The following is a 17,518-nucleotide window of genomic DNA, read 5'->3' on the forward strand; positions in this document are numbered from 1 at the left end:
GCCTAGACACCGCCCAGCCAGGCAAGAATTTCCTCACAGACGTCATGTACAGAACGGTTATCTGTTATCACGGTAAAATCAGCGATATTTTCATAATACGGCTCACGCTCTTCCCAGAGCCTGATCAAAACCTCCTGAGGATTGTCACCTTGCAGCAAAGGACGTTTTTTATCCTTTTTTAAGCGATTCAATTGCGTTTGCAGTGAAACCTCCATATAAATGACCGTACCACGCCGACGTAAAAACTCTCGCACCTCAGGCGTTTCCACACAACCTCCGCCTGTGGATAACACGATGTTGGAAAGCGAGCTTAATTCGTCTATGGCTTTCATTTCGCGCTGCCGAAATCCAGACAGCCCTTCCAGATCATAAATCCAGGTTAAACTGACGCCCGTTGATTTTTCAATTTCCTGGTCAGAATCATAAAAGTCCTTGTTTAAATGCTTGGCCAGATACCGTCCCACGCTGGTCTTTCCAGCGCCCATAGGTCCGATAAGAAAAATATTTGTTTGTCCGTTTTTCATGTCATTTGCAATTGAATATGATAAATGCGGATTTTAACACACCCCCGACCGCTTGGCATTTGCTTGCTAAATTATTTGGAAGTTTCTCATCTGCCATGGCCAAGGATTGACACAGCTCAATAAACCTCTTCGCCAGACAGGATTCTGGGTGTGACAAAAATCAGCAGTTCCCGTTTGCTGTCATGATGATTGCGCATTCTGAATAGCCCGCCCAGGATAGGTAAATCGTGAATAAATGGAACGCCTGACTGCAGGTTTTCACGGTTTTCTTCGAAAATGCCGCCCAGCACGATAGTCTGCCCGCTTTTGACCAGTACACGTGTCATCATCTTGTGGGTATTGATAGTGGGAACGCCTTGCACCTGCTTGCCGCCCGGACGATCCTGACTAATCTGCAAATTCAGCAGCACCTGGTTCCCAGGCAGGATTTGCGGTGTCACTTTTAATCCCAATACCGCCTTTTTAAACACAGTCGCCGTTCCTCCTCCTTCGCTGACTTCCTGATATGGCACTTCCTCACCCGCTTCTATCCAGGCTTCCTGCTGATTCGCGGTGAACAGACTGGGACTGGAAATGAGCTTGGCATGTCCGGCGCTCTCCAATGCGGACAAATGCATGTCCAGCAGGGCGCTCTCGACAATAGACGCACCGCCCGGGCGATGACGATCCGGCATTATCCCGCCGCTCCCGGCAAGATCATAACCGGATTTTTCGGTCACTGCCGGGCTAGCTGAAAATTTCACTCCCAGCTCCCTTTCGAAATCACTGTCAACACTGACAATGCGCGCCTTGATAGAGACTTGGCGCACAGGCACATCAAAACGATCAATCAACTTCTGCATATTTCTCAGGCGGCTTTCCGCGTCCTGGATACAAATCCGGTTTGTGCGTGTATCAATCCGCACGCGTCCGCGTCTTGATAAGAGTGATGCATGCTCATCCTGAAGCAATCGTCCTATGTCCTGCGCATTGGCATACTTTATTTGCCATATACGCAGCGATAAAGGCTCAGCCTCATCCTCTTGCTCTATCCATTTGAATTCATCCTGTCTGCGCCTGATCAAATCCCCGCGCGGCGCGATCAGCCAAACCCGGCCTATGCGCCACTTCGCAAGATCATGAGATAACAGCAGAGCAGACAAGATATCCTCAGGAGAAACATTCGACAACGCCAATGTCACCATGCCGGTCACTGCGGGACTGATGATCACATTCATATCAAGCATTCTTGCCATCATCCGTATGGAATCTGCCAGACGCACTTGCCGCAAGTTGATTGTCATGCCCGGCTTTTTTTGCTGTACGTGCGCAGCCTGAGCAGCTGACACACAGATCATCACAATGATACAACGCATGATAATGTGTAATGACATGTAGTATTATCCTTTCATATGGCTATTTCTGACAATAAAACCTGTTAGAACATTTTCAGGATGTATCGCCTCCCGTCTGTCAGCTTGAGAATGACATGGTCACGTGAAATCTCCGTGACTATCCCGCGCTCCTTACCCAATATCACACCCGTCTCAATAACAGACACCTTATCTCCCGGCATGGCCACAATGGCCTGACCCCACCTTCCCCGCCGCACATAACCTGTCATCCTGATTTGATTCAACGGCACGGCCGCTCCTGCACGCAAATAACTTGTTTCCAGAACATTATTTTCGCTTGCGCTGCAAAAAGGATCGCGCGCATTTTCCGCGTAAAGTGGCGGTATCAAGCGACTGGCATGGGATATCACCGTACCCAGAGATAAAATATCCAGCACCAGCATTAACCTGCCATCCCTCCCGGGCTGGGAGGTAAAATCCTCAATCACAGCCAGAAAATCCAACCCATTGATCTCAGCCAGAAAGGAATACAACGCGCGAAACCCGCCCAGGACAGACACATGGGTATGCAGCCTCTCCACTTTTCCGGCCTGATGTAATGTGTTCATTCGGATTTTCTGCAATTGCAATCCGTGTTTGCGCACCAGCATTAAATACGCATGAATCTGGTTTAACTCACTGGTCAACCTGATTTCAGACAAATCCTTATGCAAAGATCTGCGCGGCTGAAATTCACGCAAGTATGTCCGTTTTTCAGTCATCTGCTTTTCCCTTGCGCGCAACTCCCGCAACCGGCCAAGACAGGGATGCAAATCCCAGACATAACCCGCGCACAAGATGACAAACGCCATCCCAGCCGCATACCACCATCGAAATTGATAGTGCATCCTCAGACACCTTTTTTATAATTCATACCGGTTATATTCATATGCGGACCGAACGCCGGCTTCTCCGCCTGAAATATAAAACGCATGCGTCCATTTCTCTCCTGTTCCAGCGAATTAATATGTATCTCACTAAATAGTCCTGACATTCGCCAATGAAGAAGGAAAGCGGTCAGATCAGCAGAAGAATCTGCTTGCCCCTGGAAGCGTGTCACATTATTGACACGTTGAATTTTCATAAAACATATCCCTGCGGGTTCCATCTCGCCCAGACCGCTGAAAAAAAGTCTGTTAAAACCGCGCTGATCCAGCAGCAAACCTGGAATTGTTACAGCAGCACCGCCACTTTTTATGACATGGGGTACAGGGAAAAAATCACGCCGGAATTTATTCAATTCATCTTCAATCACAGCAAGCCGAATCCGGGCCCGGTGTTCCTCTCGAGATAAGCAGACATGGATTGCCAGCAGGCTTGCCAGAGCCAGCAAGCAGGTAATGAATAAAATTCTTTTCAACAGCTTGCGCTGGTATACCCGTTCATATTCTCTCCAGGGCAATAAATTCATGGTTGCCATGGAGGAATCTCCCGCATTGCGCTACCGCACGCGACAAAAAATTCAGTCATATATTCCTGGTCCCATTTTTCATTCAGGCTTGCTCCGGGCAGCAAACGGCTAAACGGTTTCAAACAGCGAACCTGCGGTTTCCATTTTTCTTGCAGCGCACAAAGCCGGGACTCAAGATGACCGTCAGGGCTGTAGCAGCCCAACACACTGATAGATTTTCCAGGAAACGCTGCATGAAACAGATGAATGCGGCTGGATAACTGTGCGAGATTTTCATCTGCTTCAGCTCTTGCCCAGTGTTGATGAAACAGGATTTCATCATTCCAGAAAATCAGTAGTGATACAGCTTCCCGGATCACATACACGATAGCATGAGCTTCCCTGTTCAAACCCGGACCATAAGCCGCCATGTCCAGTACACGTTCAAGGGCATGAATATCGATATCCACAATTTTCAAGTTCAGCCCGGCTGCATTCACAGCATTCATGTATTGCGTGACATATTCCCGGCGCGCCGCGACAAAAAACACATCCGGGTCTCCGGCAGAGGATTCCGGTCCAATTTTAAAATCCACGCATAAGGCATCACGCATGCCGGGAAAATCTTTCTGCACCTGGGCGTGTATCTCGGATTCAATGGCGGCTTGCGGCATGCCGCAAGGAAGTGCGACATACTGCATGCGAACCAGACTGACGGGCAATGAAACAGCCGCAGCCAAGCCCCTCAGGCCGTAGGTATGCACCAGCTTCGACAAAACTTCGGTAATACAGCTCCAGTCTCGTACTCTGTCATCCGTCATGACACCTTCGGGCAAATCAGCTGCGCCAGCCTGTTCCACCAGATAACCGCCGGCAATTTTTTTTAATTGCGCAATCCGGATTGCAGATGATTGAATATCAATCCCTATCAACGGAGGAGAAGTGAAAAAATATCGCATAAGATATCTCCATCGCTTTAATGCGAGAATTTATTTGGAACCCGCTTCAAAAATATGCTTGCATTGACACCGCATGGCGGGAAGTTCTGTGTCTTGTCTGAATGCGGGTTCACAGCAGGTATGGAATACAGCATCGCGCCCTCTCCTCATGGCTTGAAGGACTGCTGAAATACCTGCAGAATGCGTAAAAGCAAGCCGACTGGAAGGGAAGCCAACCATCGAGAAAAGATCACAATTTTTACAAAAGCTGGTACAATGAGGGGTCAAGAAAGATTGGTTGCGCAGACAAACAACATGCTAATATACTTTAACCTCTTTGAAATGCAAGATATTTTATAACATATGAATCACTTTTTCCGCCTTGTTCGACGAATCATCATACTGTTTCTAGTACTGTGCACCCTATCGGTTGCCGGAATTCTTTACTATATGGAATTCGAGCTTCCTGACATTGATGCTTTAAACACGGTTCAACTGCAAGTTCCTCTGCAAATCTTTTCACACGATGGAAAACTGATCGCAACATTCGGTGAAAAACGCCGAATACCCATCCCCTACGATCAAATTCCCAAACCTCTTATTGAAGCGGTGCTGGCCACAGAAGACCAACGCTACTTCCAGCATTCCGGCGTTGATATTCAAGGACTGGGACGCGCGGCGCTCGCGCTTATCCTGACCGGCCGCAAACTCCAGGGCGGCAGCACCATCACCATGCAGGTCGCACGCAGTTTTTACCTGACCCGTCACAAGACATTCGGCCGCAAATTGCGCGAAATATTATTGGCAATCAAGATAGAACACCGCCTGACAAAGGAAAAAATTCTCGAGTTGTATCTGAACAAGGTCTTTCTGGGCAACCGCGCTTATGGGGTGGGCGCCGCCGCGGAAGTCTACTACGGCAAGCATCTCAACCAATTGACACTGGATCAATACGCCATGCTGGCAGGTCTGCCCAAAGCGCCGTCCACTCTCAATCCGATTGCCAATCCCCAGGCTGCGCAAAAACGCCGCGATCATGTGCTCTGGCGCATGCGCGACCAAGGTTATATTAGCGAGGAAGAATATTCCAGCGCTACCCAGGCGCCGTTAAACGCGAGCTACCATGATCTTCAAACTGAAATCAAGGCGCCGTATGTCGCCGAACTGGTCCGCGAACAATTGGAACAAATGTATGGTGACAGTATCTACACAGATGGTTTCAAGGTTTATTCAACCATAGACAGTCAATTGCAGGTGGCAGCCAACCAGTCCGTCCGCGAACAGCTGCTCGCTTATGACCAGCGTCATGGCTACCGCGGACCCATGGAAAACCTGGGCACACCCTCGATTGAAAACATGGAAGAATGGGAGCAGGCTCTGCGCAAAAAGCCCGTGATTAACAGTCTTGAGCCTGCCGCAGTGGTTGAAATGACCAAACAAACCGTCACCGTACTGCGTTCCAATGGTGAGCTGACCACCCTGTCCTGGCCAGGCTTATCCTGGGCACGCAGACAGATTAACGCGGATTATCTGGGGCCCAAGCCCAGAAGCGCGTCCCAAATTCTCAAGCTGGGCGATGTCGTACTCATCAACCCTTCACCGAATGGTTACCAACTGGCGCAAATACCGAAAGCCGAGGCAGGACTGGTCGCCCTGAACCCCCGGAACGGAGCGATTCTGGCAATGACTGGCGGATTCGATTATCAATACAGCAAGTTCAACCGCATCACCAGCGCGCAACGGCAGCCCGGCTCCAGCTTCAAGCCATTTGTATACTCGGCTGCGCTTGAAAAAGGTTTCACCCTCGCGACAGTCATCAATGATGCGCCTATCATTATTGAAAACACCGCCGATAACAGTTTGTGGCGGCCGCAAAACGATACACACAAATTCTATGGCCCCACCCGCCTGCGTACCGCCATCATAGAATCCCGCAACCTGGTTTCCATTCGCCTGCTGGCACTCATGGGCATGTCATATACAGTGGATTATCTGAAACGATTTGGCTTCATACCCTCACAACTGCCGCCCGGATTATCGCTCGCCCTGGGTACAGCCATGGTCACTCCCCTGCAAATGGCACAGGCTTATGCGGTATTCGCGAACGGCGGATTAAAGGTGGTGCCATTCGCCATTGATACCATACGCAATTCCCAGGATGAAGTGATTTATCAGGCAAAACCGCTGGTCGCCTGCAACAACGACTGTTCGCCTAGCGAAGCAGCCGCTCCGCGGGTACTCTCGTCTGAAAACACCTTTTTGATTTCTTCCGCACTGCATGATGTCATTCAACGCGGAACCGCCAAACAAGCCAAAAACCTCGGACGCAATGATCTGGCCGGTAAAACAGGCACCACACAAAACCAGGTCGATGCATGGTTTGCCGGCTATAATCCGGATCTGGTCGCCATTTCCTGGGTAGGGTTTGACCAGCCGCAATCCTTGCATGAATATGGCTCTACCGCCGCATTACCCATGTGGATGCAGTTCATGCAATCCGCCTTGAAAGGCAAGCCGGAAAATATTCCGTCGCAGCCGCCTGGCATCATCAGCATCCGGATTGATCCCAAGACCGGCAAGCGTATTTCTGCGAACAGCGCCAGCGGGATGTTTGAATTTTTCATGGAACCCTATCTGCCCGAATCCGATCTGATCAGCGACACCTCACAGACCGGGGAAAACACCGATGAAGACGCCGACGGCAATACTGACGAAAATACCGATGCCGATGTCGTTCCAGGCCCGGACAATAACAATACTTCGGACAGTAATCATGCGCCGGAAACCTCATCAGACCCGCAAAATGAAATGTCCCTGTACTAATGGAGGAATAGCTCACTCAAGCGTCAAGCCGAGTTTTTCCAGCAAACGCCTGTCAAACGATGAAAACGCCGTATCCACAATGTGTGTATAGCCGAATTCATGGCGGTAGTTGAACTGGTTTCGCATTTTATCAAACAATGCCCCGTACTCTTCCGCAGGCATCAGAATGGTGCGGGTCATTTCAGTAACAACCAGAGGATTGAATATTCCCAGAACGACATCACGCCAATGATGCTGCTCGCCCGCAAAAGTCAATGTTTGTTTGGGCATTTCAATAGGAGAAATCACCTGGGGAATGATGATGCCAAGCTCGCAGGCGATGCGGTATATCATGTCAATACCACGGATTTTACTTTGCACCGAATAACCCGCGATATGCGGAGTTGCGATGAAAGACTGCTCAAGCACTGATTTATCAATTTTCGGCTCATGCTCCCAGACGTCAAAACACCAGTGCATATGCCTGCCATGCTGTAAAAGCTCACCGGAATTCACCACAGCGCCGCGGCTGGCGTTCAACAGCACACAACCCGGTTTCTGTCTCAGCAGAAACTCTTTTCCCACAAAATGATGGGTAGGAAATTGTCCGCTTCTGACCAAAGGCACATGTAATGAAATCATATCCAAGCCGCACAATTCCTCCATGGGAACAGAAGAAAAATCCGGTTCCTGCTGCGCGCGGACGGGATCGCACAAGATAATTTCACAGTCCAGCAATCCAAGCCGTTCCACGACCTGGCGCCCTACATTTCCCACGCCGATAACTGCCGCTTTCAGATTTTTCTCCCCCAGCAGCTTTTTTTTCTGCAGAGCCGCCACCACGCTCATGACGTAATCGGCAACAGGGGGCGCGTTGAATCCCGCCGCGACGCTCCAGCTGATACCCGCATCATCCAGCCACCTGGTATCCAGATGATCAGCGCCAGCCGTGACACTGCCAACAAATTTTACCCGCGATCCATCCAGCAATTTCTGATCCACATGAGTGATAGATCTTACCAGCAGCACGTCTGCGTTTTTCACATCATCGCGCGTGATTTCACGACCCGGACAAAGGACCAGTTCTCCGTAGGCTCCAAAATAATCTCTTATAAAGGGAATATGCGAATCAGCAACAATTTTCATTGCAGGTAACTCAAAAAGATTCCGCCAAAAATCACCAGGCCGACCCAGTTGTTATTCAGAAAAGCCTGAAAACACTGTTTCGGATCCCTGTTTCTGATCAGCCATTGCTGATAGGCGAACAAGACCGTAACCAGCGGCGCACTCAAATAATAGACCGAACGCAGATCAAAGATGAGTCCGACAATGACGAGCATCAGCACAAACAAAGCCTGTAACAAGCCGATGACCATTGTATCCATGGCACTGAACAAGATTGCGCTCGATTTCACGCCTATATTCAGATCATCTTCCCGGTCTATCATGGCATACATGGTGTCATAGATCACCGGCCAGATGGCACTGATAATAAATAAAATCCACGCCGATATGTCAACCATGCCGGTCTCCGCGGCAAACGCCATGGGCACACCCCAGCTAAACGCAATACCCAGCCCGAGCTGCGGCAGATGCGTCACGCGCTTCAGATAAGGATAAATCAGCATCCAGCCCGCGCCTACAAAAGCCAGCACGATGGTAAGCAGATTACATTGCAAAACCAGCAGCAGCGCGCCCAGGCATAAAATCCCTGCGATCAATATCGCTTCATAAACGGTAACCTTGCCGCTCGCGAGAGGGCGCGCGCGGGTCCGCCGCACATGACAATCGACATGACGGTCAGCAAAATCATTCAACACACATCCTGCTGAGCGAGTCAGTATGACACCCAGTACAAATATCAGCAGTATCTTGCCGTTCGGGCGGCCGCCGGCGGCCAGCCATAACGCCCACAGCGTCGGCCACAACAAAAGCAGGATGCCAATCGGCCTGTCCAGCCTCATCAGATAAGCATATTGTGATAATCGTTCACGTATTAACATGGGAATGAAGTATACATCAGCACCCGCCGGTGAAAAAGGAATCGATTGAGCGTGTGAACGAAGACATTTCCTGAACTGTCAAGTACACACCATGCGCCGCCCATGGCGTAAATATCTGTTTTAAGTTATATATTCCAAATGTCGGCTGGCAGGATGGAAAAAACATGGCAGTAGTCACAAAACAGATGGCCTATGGGCCGGAACACTCCCCCAACAGGATAAGGGCGAACGATCTTGCCGCCCTGCCAGACCGCTGCCATACCCCCATAGACACGCTCTCGCTTGATTGTTTTGATACTTTGCTCTGGCGCAAATACGCTTCACCGCACGATGTGTTTTATCAATTACAGCATGCAGCGTCATTTCAATCCCTTGGCATGACCGCCGCCATGCGTATTCAGGCGGAAGACAGGGCGCGCCGTCTCATGCTTCTAAATCAGCAGCATAGTGAAGTCAGACTGCGGGATATTTATCTGGCGAATCATCCGGAGCTTGATAAAAGACAGCTGGACGCGCTGTCAGAAGAAGAAATTGCGGCAGAAATGGAAGCCTGCTTTGCCTATCCCCCCATGGTCCAGCTGATACGCGACGCGCAAAGCCGCGGCATGAAGATCATCATAGTGAGTGACACCTATTTTGAAGAGCCGCAACTGCGCCGGCTTCTCACTGCCGCGCTGCCTGCGGACGTCATGGCTGCGATTGACAGCATTTACTGTTCCTGCGATTACGGAAAATCCAAAGCAACCGGCTTGTTTGAAAAAATCGTCAGGTCCAGAGGCAATACACCTGAAAATTATCTGCATATCGGTGATCATGCCGCATCTGATTACGCCGCGCCGCGCGCCTTTCGTCTTAATGCCCTGCAATTTCAGCGTGAAGATGAATACATGACAAATCTGCTGCGGCTGCAAGCCATTGCCGCAGGCATGATGGATACCGGCACTCGCAGCACCCGGCCTGTGCCCAGCCCGTTTCTGGGTGTTTTTGCCATGGAAAAAACAGCGGAAAACAAACCTGAATCACTGATAGGATACGCTTCACTGGGACCTATCATGTACACCTTCGCCCGATATATATGCGATGAAATAGAACAGATGAGACGCGAAGGCAAACAACCCAAAGCGCTGTTCCTCATGCGGGACGCCTATCTGCCATCGCTCGCCTGCTCCGCTCTCACCCGGTCTACCTTGGGCGCATGCGTCAGTATCAGCCGTTTCGCCGCCTATGCGGCTTCTTTTCGCAGCCAGCGTGAAATTGACCGCTATCTCGCCGAATCCGCCCACTCTCAACGGTTTCGTGACATGGCGCGGCAGTTATTATTGCCGGATAAAGTCGCGGAACCCTTGATCAGAACCGCACACAGACACGCTCAACCCGAAATCGAATTCGCCCGCCTTGTTCGCCGCCGCGACATATTACGCATGATTCTCGATAAATCAGCGCAATACCGTTCACGGTTATTGCGTCACCTGCAAAAAACTGCCGGGATCGCTGCAAAAGACACACTGGTTTTTATTGATCTCGGTTATCATGGCACCGTGCAAGACTTGCTGACACCGGTCTTCGCCGATATGAACATTGAAGTCACCGGACGTTACCTCATCACTCTGCGCACACCCGGATGGGAATCCCGCCGCCGCGGACTGTTGGATCCCTCCTGGTGCGATGACAAAGCCCTGCAAACACTGGTTTCATATATCGCCCTCCTCGAGCAGCTTTGCACTTCAAACCAGGGCAGCGTCGTCGATTACGACCGGGAAGGCAGTGCGGTACACGCCGTCGCCGCCATTAGCGCACAACAGCACGCAAAACTGTTTCAGATACAATCCGAATGCCTTCGCTTCATACATGACGCGCAGCGCTATTTTCAAGACATTAAACCGCACATTTCCCCATTCCTGCTGCGAGAAACCGTGCGCGCCGAACTTTGCCGCATGATTTTTTTCCCAACCGCGCCGGAATTACAATATTTACGTTCATTCCAGTTCGACTGGAATCTTGGCACGCAAGATGTGTCAACCGTGTTCGACCCGGAGCAAGGACTAAAAGGGCTGCATCGCCGCGGCCTCTTTTTTATAGAAAAAAATTCCAAGACCATGCGCATGAATTATCCCGCGGAATTACGCGCGGCCGGATTTGAATTAACACTCGCGTTACTGTCGCAGCAACGCTTTGGACTTGATATCAAATTAAAAGACATGTTGCCGCGGCAATCGCATCTTCCCGCCACCCTGGCGCGCGGCCATGAAACCCACCAGACTATTCTGGATGCGCAAATGACTTATGACGGGTATTACACTGCATGGACACCCGTAGGAGAGGGTGATATCCAGGTTTCAGTCTTATGGGGAAAAAAGCATGAATGGATACAGATAGAAAGCGCGGAACTCATTCAAATGGATGCATTCATCGCCCAGAATGAATCACAGCACACCCACGACGCCTGGCCGTGTCTTGCGTTTGATCAAATGACGGAACACCGTGGCAGACTGTTCCATTGCACATCCGGTACGAGCAGCATGACCCTGAAACCCTCGCTGCAGCCGGAACCCGGCCGGCAGTATGTCTTCCGGATTGTATACCGTCCTCTCGCTCCGCCTGCTCCCGAACCCGCAGCAGTGATGCAAGGCCCGAAGATCACTTTCACCTTCTGATCCGCTGCACGGCTTTTTGCCTGCAGCCAACAGGCAACCCCCGGCATCTCTTGTCTGCATGAGAGCCAACAGACCGGAGTGCTTTCCAACATATTGCCGACTTGTTAAAATCAGCTTCTGATAAATAATTTCGGCCATACGATGACCTTATACTCCGCCACGATCACGCTCATACTCGTCATGGATCCCTTGGGGAACATTCCGCTCTTTCTGTCGACCCTGAACAATGTTGATCCCAAAAGGCGCCAGCGTATCATCCTGCGCGAGACATTTATCGCTTTCATTCTTCTGACGCTTTTTTTATTTTTTGGTCAATATATCCTGGAAGGCATGCATATTTCCGAACCGGCCCTGCAGATTGCAGGCGGCATCATTCTCTTTCTCATCGCGATACGCATGATTTTTCCGCAGAATGGCCAGGAAGACAAATCCTCGTTTTCAGGTGAACCCCTCATCGTTCCTCTGGCCGTCCCCTTGATTGCCGGGCCCTCCACCATGACCATGGTCATGCTGCTGGCTAATCAGGCGCCTTATGACATGTTCCGCTGGTTTATCGCTCTCACGATCGCCTGGTTTATCACGACTGTCATTCTTGTTTTTGCTGATTTTCTGCGGAAAATCCTTGGCGAACGCGGGCTGACCGCCATCGAAAGACTGATGGGCATGATACTGACCACCATGGCTGTTCAGATGTTTCTCTCGGGGTTCGAACAGTTTTTGCATGCCTGACAGCATCATTGTAAACCCTGGCATAAATAGGGCAATTTTAGTACAATACCTTCGCGTTCTAGCCATTCAAATATATATTATTCGCGATAGCAGCAAGCCCGCGCTGTGTATAGAGAAATACCCGAGACCGACATCATGCATCATCTTATTGCAGTCACAACGGCATCCCCTGCACGGCGGGATGAAGCCTTGAAACTGGCATCGAACCTGGGGCTGGAGCACCTTGAGAACCAGGATACCATCGCTGCAGCCAGATTTGATTATCTGCTTATCTTTACTCCAGGGTATCTGGGCTTGATCGACACGCGGGCAAAAGACACCAGGCCGTTCTGCGTGGATTTTCTTTCAGACAAGCTGTTGTATCGCTGCAAACAAGCCAGTCTGCGCAAGGAACTGCTGGGAAGAGCTGCGGGCAGGCACCCGCGCGAGCTGCCGGTCATGGTCGATGCCACCGCCGGACTGGGCAGAGACAGTTTTATTTTGGCAGCATTAGGATATGAGATCACCCTGCTGGAACGTTCTCCTGTTGTTCATGCCTTGCTGGCCGATGCCTGCCAGCGCGCAAAAAATGACGCGCGCACCGCTGCCATTGTGGAACGCATGCGGCTGATCAATGCCGACTCCCGAGTCTGGCTGACTGAAAATACCAGCGATATCATTTACCTGGATCCCATGTTCCCGGCACGACAAAAGTCCGCATCGGTCAAGAAAGATATGGTTATAATGCAGCAACTTCTCGGAAAAGATGAGAATGCGGATGAATTGTTCCATACGGCGTCCCGCTGCGCCAACTATCGCATCATTGTAAAAAGGCCGCGATTGGCAGAGAATATCGCCAACAAAAAACCAGATTTTTCCCTGACGGGAAAGAATAGCCGATTTGACGTATATTCAAGTCAACGCCATTTGAAAGGGTAGAATAGGCAGCTAATGGAAACCATACAACTCTTCTTGCAATATATTTTACATATCGACACCTACCTTATTTCATTTGTCTCCACCTATGGCGCCCTGACCTACCTCATCTTGTTTGCCATTATTTTCTGCGAAACAGGTCTGGTCGTTACCCCGTTTCTCCCGGGCGACTCCCTGCTATTCGCCGCTGGCAGCATAGCCGCCAGCGCAAGCCACGCATTAGATATCCAGATTCTCTTTATCCTGCTCACGGCTGCATCCATACTCGGCAACAAAGTGAATTATCTCGTCGGCAGAAGCATAGGCCCCAAGGTTTTTACCGCTGAAAAATCCTGGCTGCTGAATAAAAAGCACTTACAGGAAGCGCATCAATTTCACGAGAAACATGGCGGCAAAACCATCATTCTTGCCCGCTATCTTCCCATTATCCGGACTTTTGCACCGTTTGTTGCCGGCGTGGGTTATATGAATCCCAAAGAATTTGCCTTGTATAACATCCTGAGCGCCATTCTCTGGGTAGGCAGCCTGCTGGCTGCCGGCTACTTCTTTGGCTCACTTCCCATTATCCGGGATAATTTTTCCATTGTGGTATATGGGATTATTATTTTATCTATCCTTCCCCCATTTGCTGCATTTTTATACCGCAAAACCTGCCGGTGATCACAACCAAACCTGAAAGGAACAGGCAATAAAATCCGGTAACTTGCTTGCTTCTGGACAAATCTGGCTTGTTCGTGCAGAATGCTTGCCTTTATCATGAGAACCTACCTTAATCGATAAATAGAGGAGCTGAGCCATCCCATGGACATGCGTAAAATCAAAAAGCTGATTGAGCTCATCCAAAGCACGGGCGTTGCTGAAATTGAGATACGTGAAGGCGAAGAATCTGTGCGCATTACCCGGGAAGTCCATACTGCCGCCCCGGTCATGATGGCCCCTCCCGTGATGCCCGCTGCCGCCGTCCCGCCGCCGGCACTAGCCGCCCCCGAACCAGCCCCGGCCAAGGCAGCCGAAGCCCCCGCCGTGCAGGACAAACACATGTTAAAAGCCCCCATGGTCGGCACAGTCTATTTATCCTCCACGCCCGGAGCAAAGCCTTTTGTGGAAATCGGGCAATCCGTCAAGGCAGGAGACGTTATCTGCCTCATAGAAGCCATGAAAATGTTCAACCAGATTGAAGCCGACAAGACGGGAACCATTACTGCAAGACTGGTGGATAATGGAACGCCGGTTGAATTCAACCAGCCCCTCTTTGTAATCGAATGACACCTCACGGACCAGAGCACAGGATTACGCATCATGTTAGATAAAATTCTAATCGCAAACCGGGGTGAAATCGCATTGCGCATTTTGCGCGCCTGCAAGGAACTGGGCATCAAGACCGTGGCGGCACATTCCACCGTTGACCGCGACCTTCTGCATGTACGCCTGGCCGATGAATCCGTTTGCATAGGGCCGCATCAGGCTGGTCTCAGCTATCTCAACATTCCCGCCATCATCAGCGCCGCCGAAATCACCGATGCGGTAGCCATTCACCCGGGCTATGGATTTCTTTCGGAAAACGCCGATTTTGCTGAACAGGTGGAAAAAAGCGGATTTACCTTTATCGGTCCGCATCCTGACACTATTCGCCAAATGGGTGACAAGGTTGCCGCAATCAAGTTCATGAAGCAGATTGGCATTCCCTGTGTGCCCGGCTCAAACGAACCAATTGGAGAAGATGATCCCGCAACCCTCGCTCTGGCGCGTCAGATAGGATATCCCGTGATCATCAAGGCGGCAGGAGGAGGCGGAGGGCGCGGCATGCGCGTTGTGCATACTGAATCCCACCTGATTAACGCCATCACCTTGACGCGCAGCGAAGCCAAGGCAGCGTTTAATAATGACAAGGTCTACCTGGAAAAATACCTGCAAAATCCTCGCCATATTGAAATACAAGTGCTAGGAGACGGCCAGGGCAACGCCATTTACCTGGGTGAGCGCGACTGTTCCATACAACGCCGCCATCAAAAAATCATTGAAGAAGCGCCCGCACCAGGCATCTCTCATAAACAGCGGGAGGAAATCGGTGAATTATGCGCCCAGGCCTGCCGCGACATGAAATACCGTGGCGCCGGCACGATGGAGTTTCTCTACGAAGATGGAAAATTTTATTTCATTGAAATGAATACCCGCATACAAGTAGAGCATCCCGTCACTGAAATGGTAACGGGTATCGACCTGGTCAAGGAACAATTGTATGTGGCTTCGGGCAAAAAGCTATCCCTGACACAGAAAGACGTGCGCATCGTCGGACACGCGATAGAATGCCGTATCAATGCCGAAGATCCGCGGACATTTTCACCTTCTCCGGGCACTGTCTCCTATTTCCACGCCCCCGGCGGTCCCGGCATACGCGTGGATTCACACATCTATGGGAGTTACAAGGTACCCCCTTACTATGACTCTCTCATCGCCAAAGTGATTGCGCATGGCGAAACCCGCGAAATTGCCCTGGCGCGTATGCGTAATGCACTGGATGAAACAGTCATTGAAGGCATACGGACCAATGTCCCCCTCCACCAGGACATTCTCCGCGGCAACAGCTTCCAGAAGGGGCTGGTTAACATTCATTATCTGGAAAAATGGATGAACATGTAATCTCGCCTTGAAGTTTGCGCACATAGCCGGGATTTGCCGCGGGCGGGAACGGCATTTTCACAGCCCTGAATGCCAACCAGCGGTTTTCAATACAGTTTTTCATCCTGACAAACAAAAAACCCAGCCTTGTCCTCACTTTTCACCAAGGGCTGCTATAGTTAAGTTATCACGCGAGATCAGGAGGGCGCCGTTACGGCAGAAAAAATACCCAAGCTTATTCATTTCATCTGGGCCGGTGGAGAAAAGATCATGCCGGAACAAGGCATGAAAAATGTGGTCAATTGGGCCAGAGCCAACCCTGAATTCAAAGTCAAAATCTGGATAGACGCTCAATCTGATCCGGATTACGCCGCAAAATACGACAGACTGAAATCAGAATTGTTTCCTCATGAATGGCCAGACAATATTGAATTTGCCGATATTAACCAGACAGGGATTATTTCTGATGAAATCCGCTATGAGATAAACAGTCTCGCTCCCAATTACGGCGCCTCCAGTGATATGCTTCGTTATAACATATTGTTCCAGGAAGGCGGCGCGTATTTCGACTGCATGGATGTCAACCCAAGCGAGAAAAACCGGCTGGGCGATGTCAAATTTCCAGCTTCCGATGACCTGGACCCCGATAAAAACGTATTCGACACTCCCCTGCAAGATCATCGGTTTCTCATGCATATCACCAGCCACTCCATCCTGACCGGGCGCAGAGAAGCGCCTGGCAGCGAAGCCATGGTCTGCACGCCTGGCAACCCCAAAATGCAGATGCTGGCAGAAAAAGCCAGGGAAGCGTATCATCATAATTCAGCCTGGACGTACAAAAATTTGCGCTATGGAGACAGTGGCGCAGCTTCGGCGGTTTCTCCGGCTTCACCATCCACTCTTCCGTCTTCCCCGGCCCTGTTTTCGCGCACAAGCGCCGCGCCAGGGCCTCTGCGGCAACCCGCAATGAAAAATCCCCTGCTAAGCAGAGTCAAGCGCAGCGCAGTAGAAACCGTGCGCAAAGAAGAAGGCCCGGAAATACAAAGACAAAAAGCTGAAGAAATCCGCGCCAAAAATACATTGTCCGCAACCGGGCCGGGCATGGTGATTTCCGCGCTGGAAACCGGCACGCCGGGCAGAGTTCCCCCTGAATATTTGATGCCGCACGACCCTATGAGATCCCAGGACTGGGTCTCCCTGCCCAAACATCATGCCGGATCCTGGGGCGCGATACGCATCACCCCCCACATTCGCGACGAAGCCATGCACATCGCGCTTGAAAGCATTTATTATGAAGCCAAGGAAATGCGGATATTTAATCTCTCCTGGCATGTGGAACAAATTTATCAGTCTTGCAAAAAATTTCTTCCACCCTTAAGTGATGAAAAAACCATACGGGAAGAAATCCGGCAGGAACTCTCCACCAATATTCGCAGTGACAACCGGTTTGACCGCCTCATTGAAGCACAGATGAACGGGACATTGTCACTACGCGCCCAGCCGCAGGATGAGCCGCATCCTAAAGGGCTGTCAACATAGCGGCAAATATCCATTAACACCCTGTCAAAACG

15 protein-coding genes are annotated in these 17,518 nt (G+C 50.6%); 8 read left to right on the top strand and 7 right to left on the bottom strand.

What is annotated here, in order from left to right:
• Positions 1 to 2: 2 nt before the first annotated feature.
• The 5 genes from aroK to pilM form a co-directional block, all read right to left on the bottom strand.
• Positions 3 to 524 carry a shikimate kinase AroK gene (gene aroK, locus AQULUS_RS09765; RefSeq protein WP_148339963.1) on the bottom strand — a complete coding sequence of 174 codons (522 nt, stop codon included), beginning with the start codon at positions 522 to 524 and terminating at the stop codon, positions 3 to 5.
• Positions 525 to 640: 116 nt separating this feature from the next.
• Positions 641 to 1,897 (bottom strand): secretin N-terminal domain-containing protein, encoded by a 1,257-nt coding sequence (locus AQULUS_RS09770; RefSeq protein WP_148339964.1) that lies wholly within the window; start codon positions 1,895 to 1,897, stop codon positions 641 to 643.
• 44 nt (positions 1,898 to 1,941) lie between these two features.
• A complete protein-coding gene (locus AQULUS_RS09775; protein WP_148339965.1) occupies positions 1,942 to 2,745 on the bottom strand; it encodes a pilus assembly protein PilP in 804 nt (267 codons plus the stop codon).
• Between the two features lie 2 nt (positions 2,746 to 2,747).
• The gene (locus AQULUS_RS09780) at positions 2,748 to 3,257 is read right to left on the bottom strand and encodes a PilN domain-containing protein (RefSeq protein WP_148339966.1); all 510 of its coding nucleotides are present in this window, start codon (positions 3,255 to 3,257) and stop codon (positions 2,748 to 2,750) included.
• A 47-nt stretch (positions 3,258 to 3,304) separates the two neighbouring features.
• Positions 3,305 to 4,246, bottom strand: a complete 942-nt coding sequence (gene pilM, locus AQULUS_RS09785; protein ID WP_148339967.1) for a type IV pilus biogenesis protein PilM — start codon at positions 4,244 to 4,246, stop codon at positions 3,305 to 3,307.
• Positions 4,247 to 4,675: 429 nt separating this feature from the next.
• Here pilM and AQULUS_RS09790 point away from each other — a divergent pair, with 429 nt between their 5' ends.
• Positions 4,676 to 7,048 carry a penicillin-binding protein 1A gene (locus AQULUS_RS09790; RefSeq protein WP_172622814.1) on the top strand — a complete coding sequence of 791 codons (2,373 nt, stop codon included), beginning with the start codon at positions 4,676 to 4,678 and terminating at the stop codon, positions 7,046 to 7,048.
• Positions 7,049 to 7,060: 12 nt separating this feature from the next.
• Here the strand turns inward: AQULUS_RS09790 and AQULUS_RS09795 are convergent, their stop codons facing one another.
• The gene (locus AQULUS_RS09795; protein ID WP_148339969.1) at positions 7,061 to 8,173 is read right to left on the bottom strand and encodes a 4-phosphoerythronate dehydrogenase; all 1,113 of its coding nucleotides are present in this window, start codon (positions 8,171 to 8,173) and stop codon (positions 7,061 to 7,063) included.
• The gene (gene ubiA, locus AQULUS_RS09800; RefSeq protein WP_148339970.1) at positions 8,170 to 9,030 is read right to left on the bottom strand and encodes a 4-hydroxybenzoate octaprenyltransferase; all 861 of its coding nucleotides are present in this window, start codon (positions 9,028 to 9,030) and stop codon (positions 8,170 to 8,172) included. Before ubiA ends, AQULUS_RS09795 begins: the two co-directional genes overlap by 4 nt.
• A 164-nt stretch (positions 9,031 to 9,194) precedes the next feature.
• Here ubiA and AQULUS_RS09805 point away from each other — a divergent pair, with 164 nt between their 5' ends.
• The 7 genes from AQULUS_RS09805 to AQULUS_RS09835 all read left to right on the top strand — a co-directional run bounded on the left by AQULUS_RS09805 (position 9,195) and on the right by AQULUS_RS09835 (position 17,486).
• Positions 9,195 to 11,684 (top strand): HAD family hydrolase, encoded by a 2,490-nt coding sequence (locus AQULUS_RS09805; protein ID WP_148339971.1) that lies wholly within the window; start codon positions 9,195 to 9,197, stop codon positions 11,682 to 11,684.
• Between the two features lie 141 nt (positions 11,685 to 11,825).
• Entirely contained in the window at positions 11,826 to 12,413 is a 588-nt protein-coding gene (locus tag AQULUS_RS09810) for a MarC family protein (protein WP_148339972.1), read from the top strand.
• 135 nt (positions 12,414 to 12,548) lie between these two features.
• The gene (locus tag AQULUS_RS09815; protein WP_148339973.1) at positions 12,549 to 13,331 is read left to right on the top strand and encodes a class I SAM-dependent methyltransferase; all 783 of its coding nucleotides are present in this window, start codon (positions 12,549 to 12,551) and stop codon (positions 13,329 to 13,331) included.
• A 12-nt stretch (positions 13,332 to 13,343) separates the two neighbouring features.
• On the top strand, positions 13,344 to 13,988 hold the full coding sequence (locus AQULUS_RS09820; RefSeq protein ID WP_148339974.1) for a DedA family protein: 645 nt from the start codon (positions 13,344 to 13,346) through the stop codon (positions 13,986 to 13,988).
• Positions 13,989 to 14,129: 141 nt separating this feature from the next.
• Positions 14,130 to 14,594 (top strand): acetyl-CoA carboxylase biotin carboxyl carrier protein, encoded by a 465-nt coding sequence (gene accB / locus AQULUS_RS09825; protein WP_148339975.1) that lies wholly within the window; start codon positions 14,130 to 14,132, stop codon positions 14,592 to 14,594.
• A 33-nt stretch (positions 14,595 to 14,627) separates the two neighbouring features.
• Complete coding sequence (gene accC / locus AQULUS_RS09830) at positions 14,628 to 15,968, top strand: acetyl-CoA carboxylase biotin carboxylase subunit (protein ID WP_148339976.1); 1,341 nt, start codon at positions 14,628 to 14,630, stop codon at positions 15,966 to 15,968.
• Between the two features lie 249 nt (positions 15,969 to 16,217).
• Complete coding sequence (locus AQULUS_RS09835) at positions 16,218 to 17,486, top strand: glycosyltransferase (protein ID WP_148339977.1); 1,269 nt, start codon at positions 16,218 to 16,220, stop codon at positions 17,484 to 17,486.
• The last annotated feature ends 32 nt before the right edge of the window (positions 17,487 to 17,518 follow it).

This window comes from Aquicella siphonis (genome assembly GCF_902459485.1).
Classification (GTDB): domain Bacteria; phylum Pseudomonadota; class Gammaproteobacteria; order DSM-16500; family DSM-16500; genus Aquicella; species Aquicella siphonis.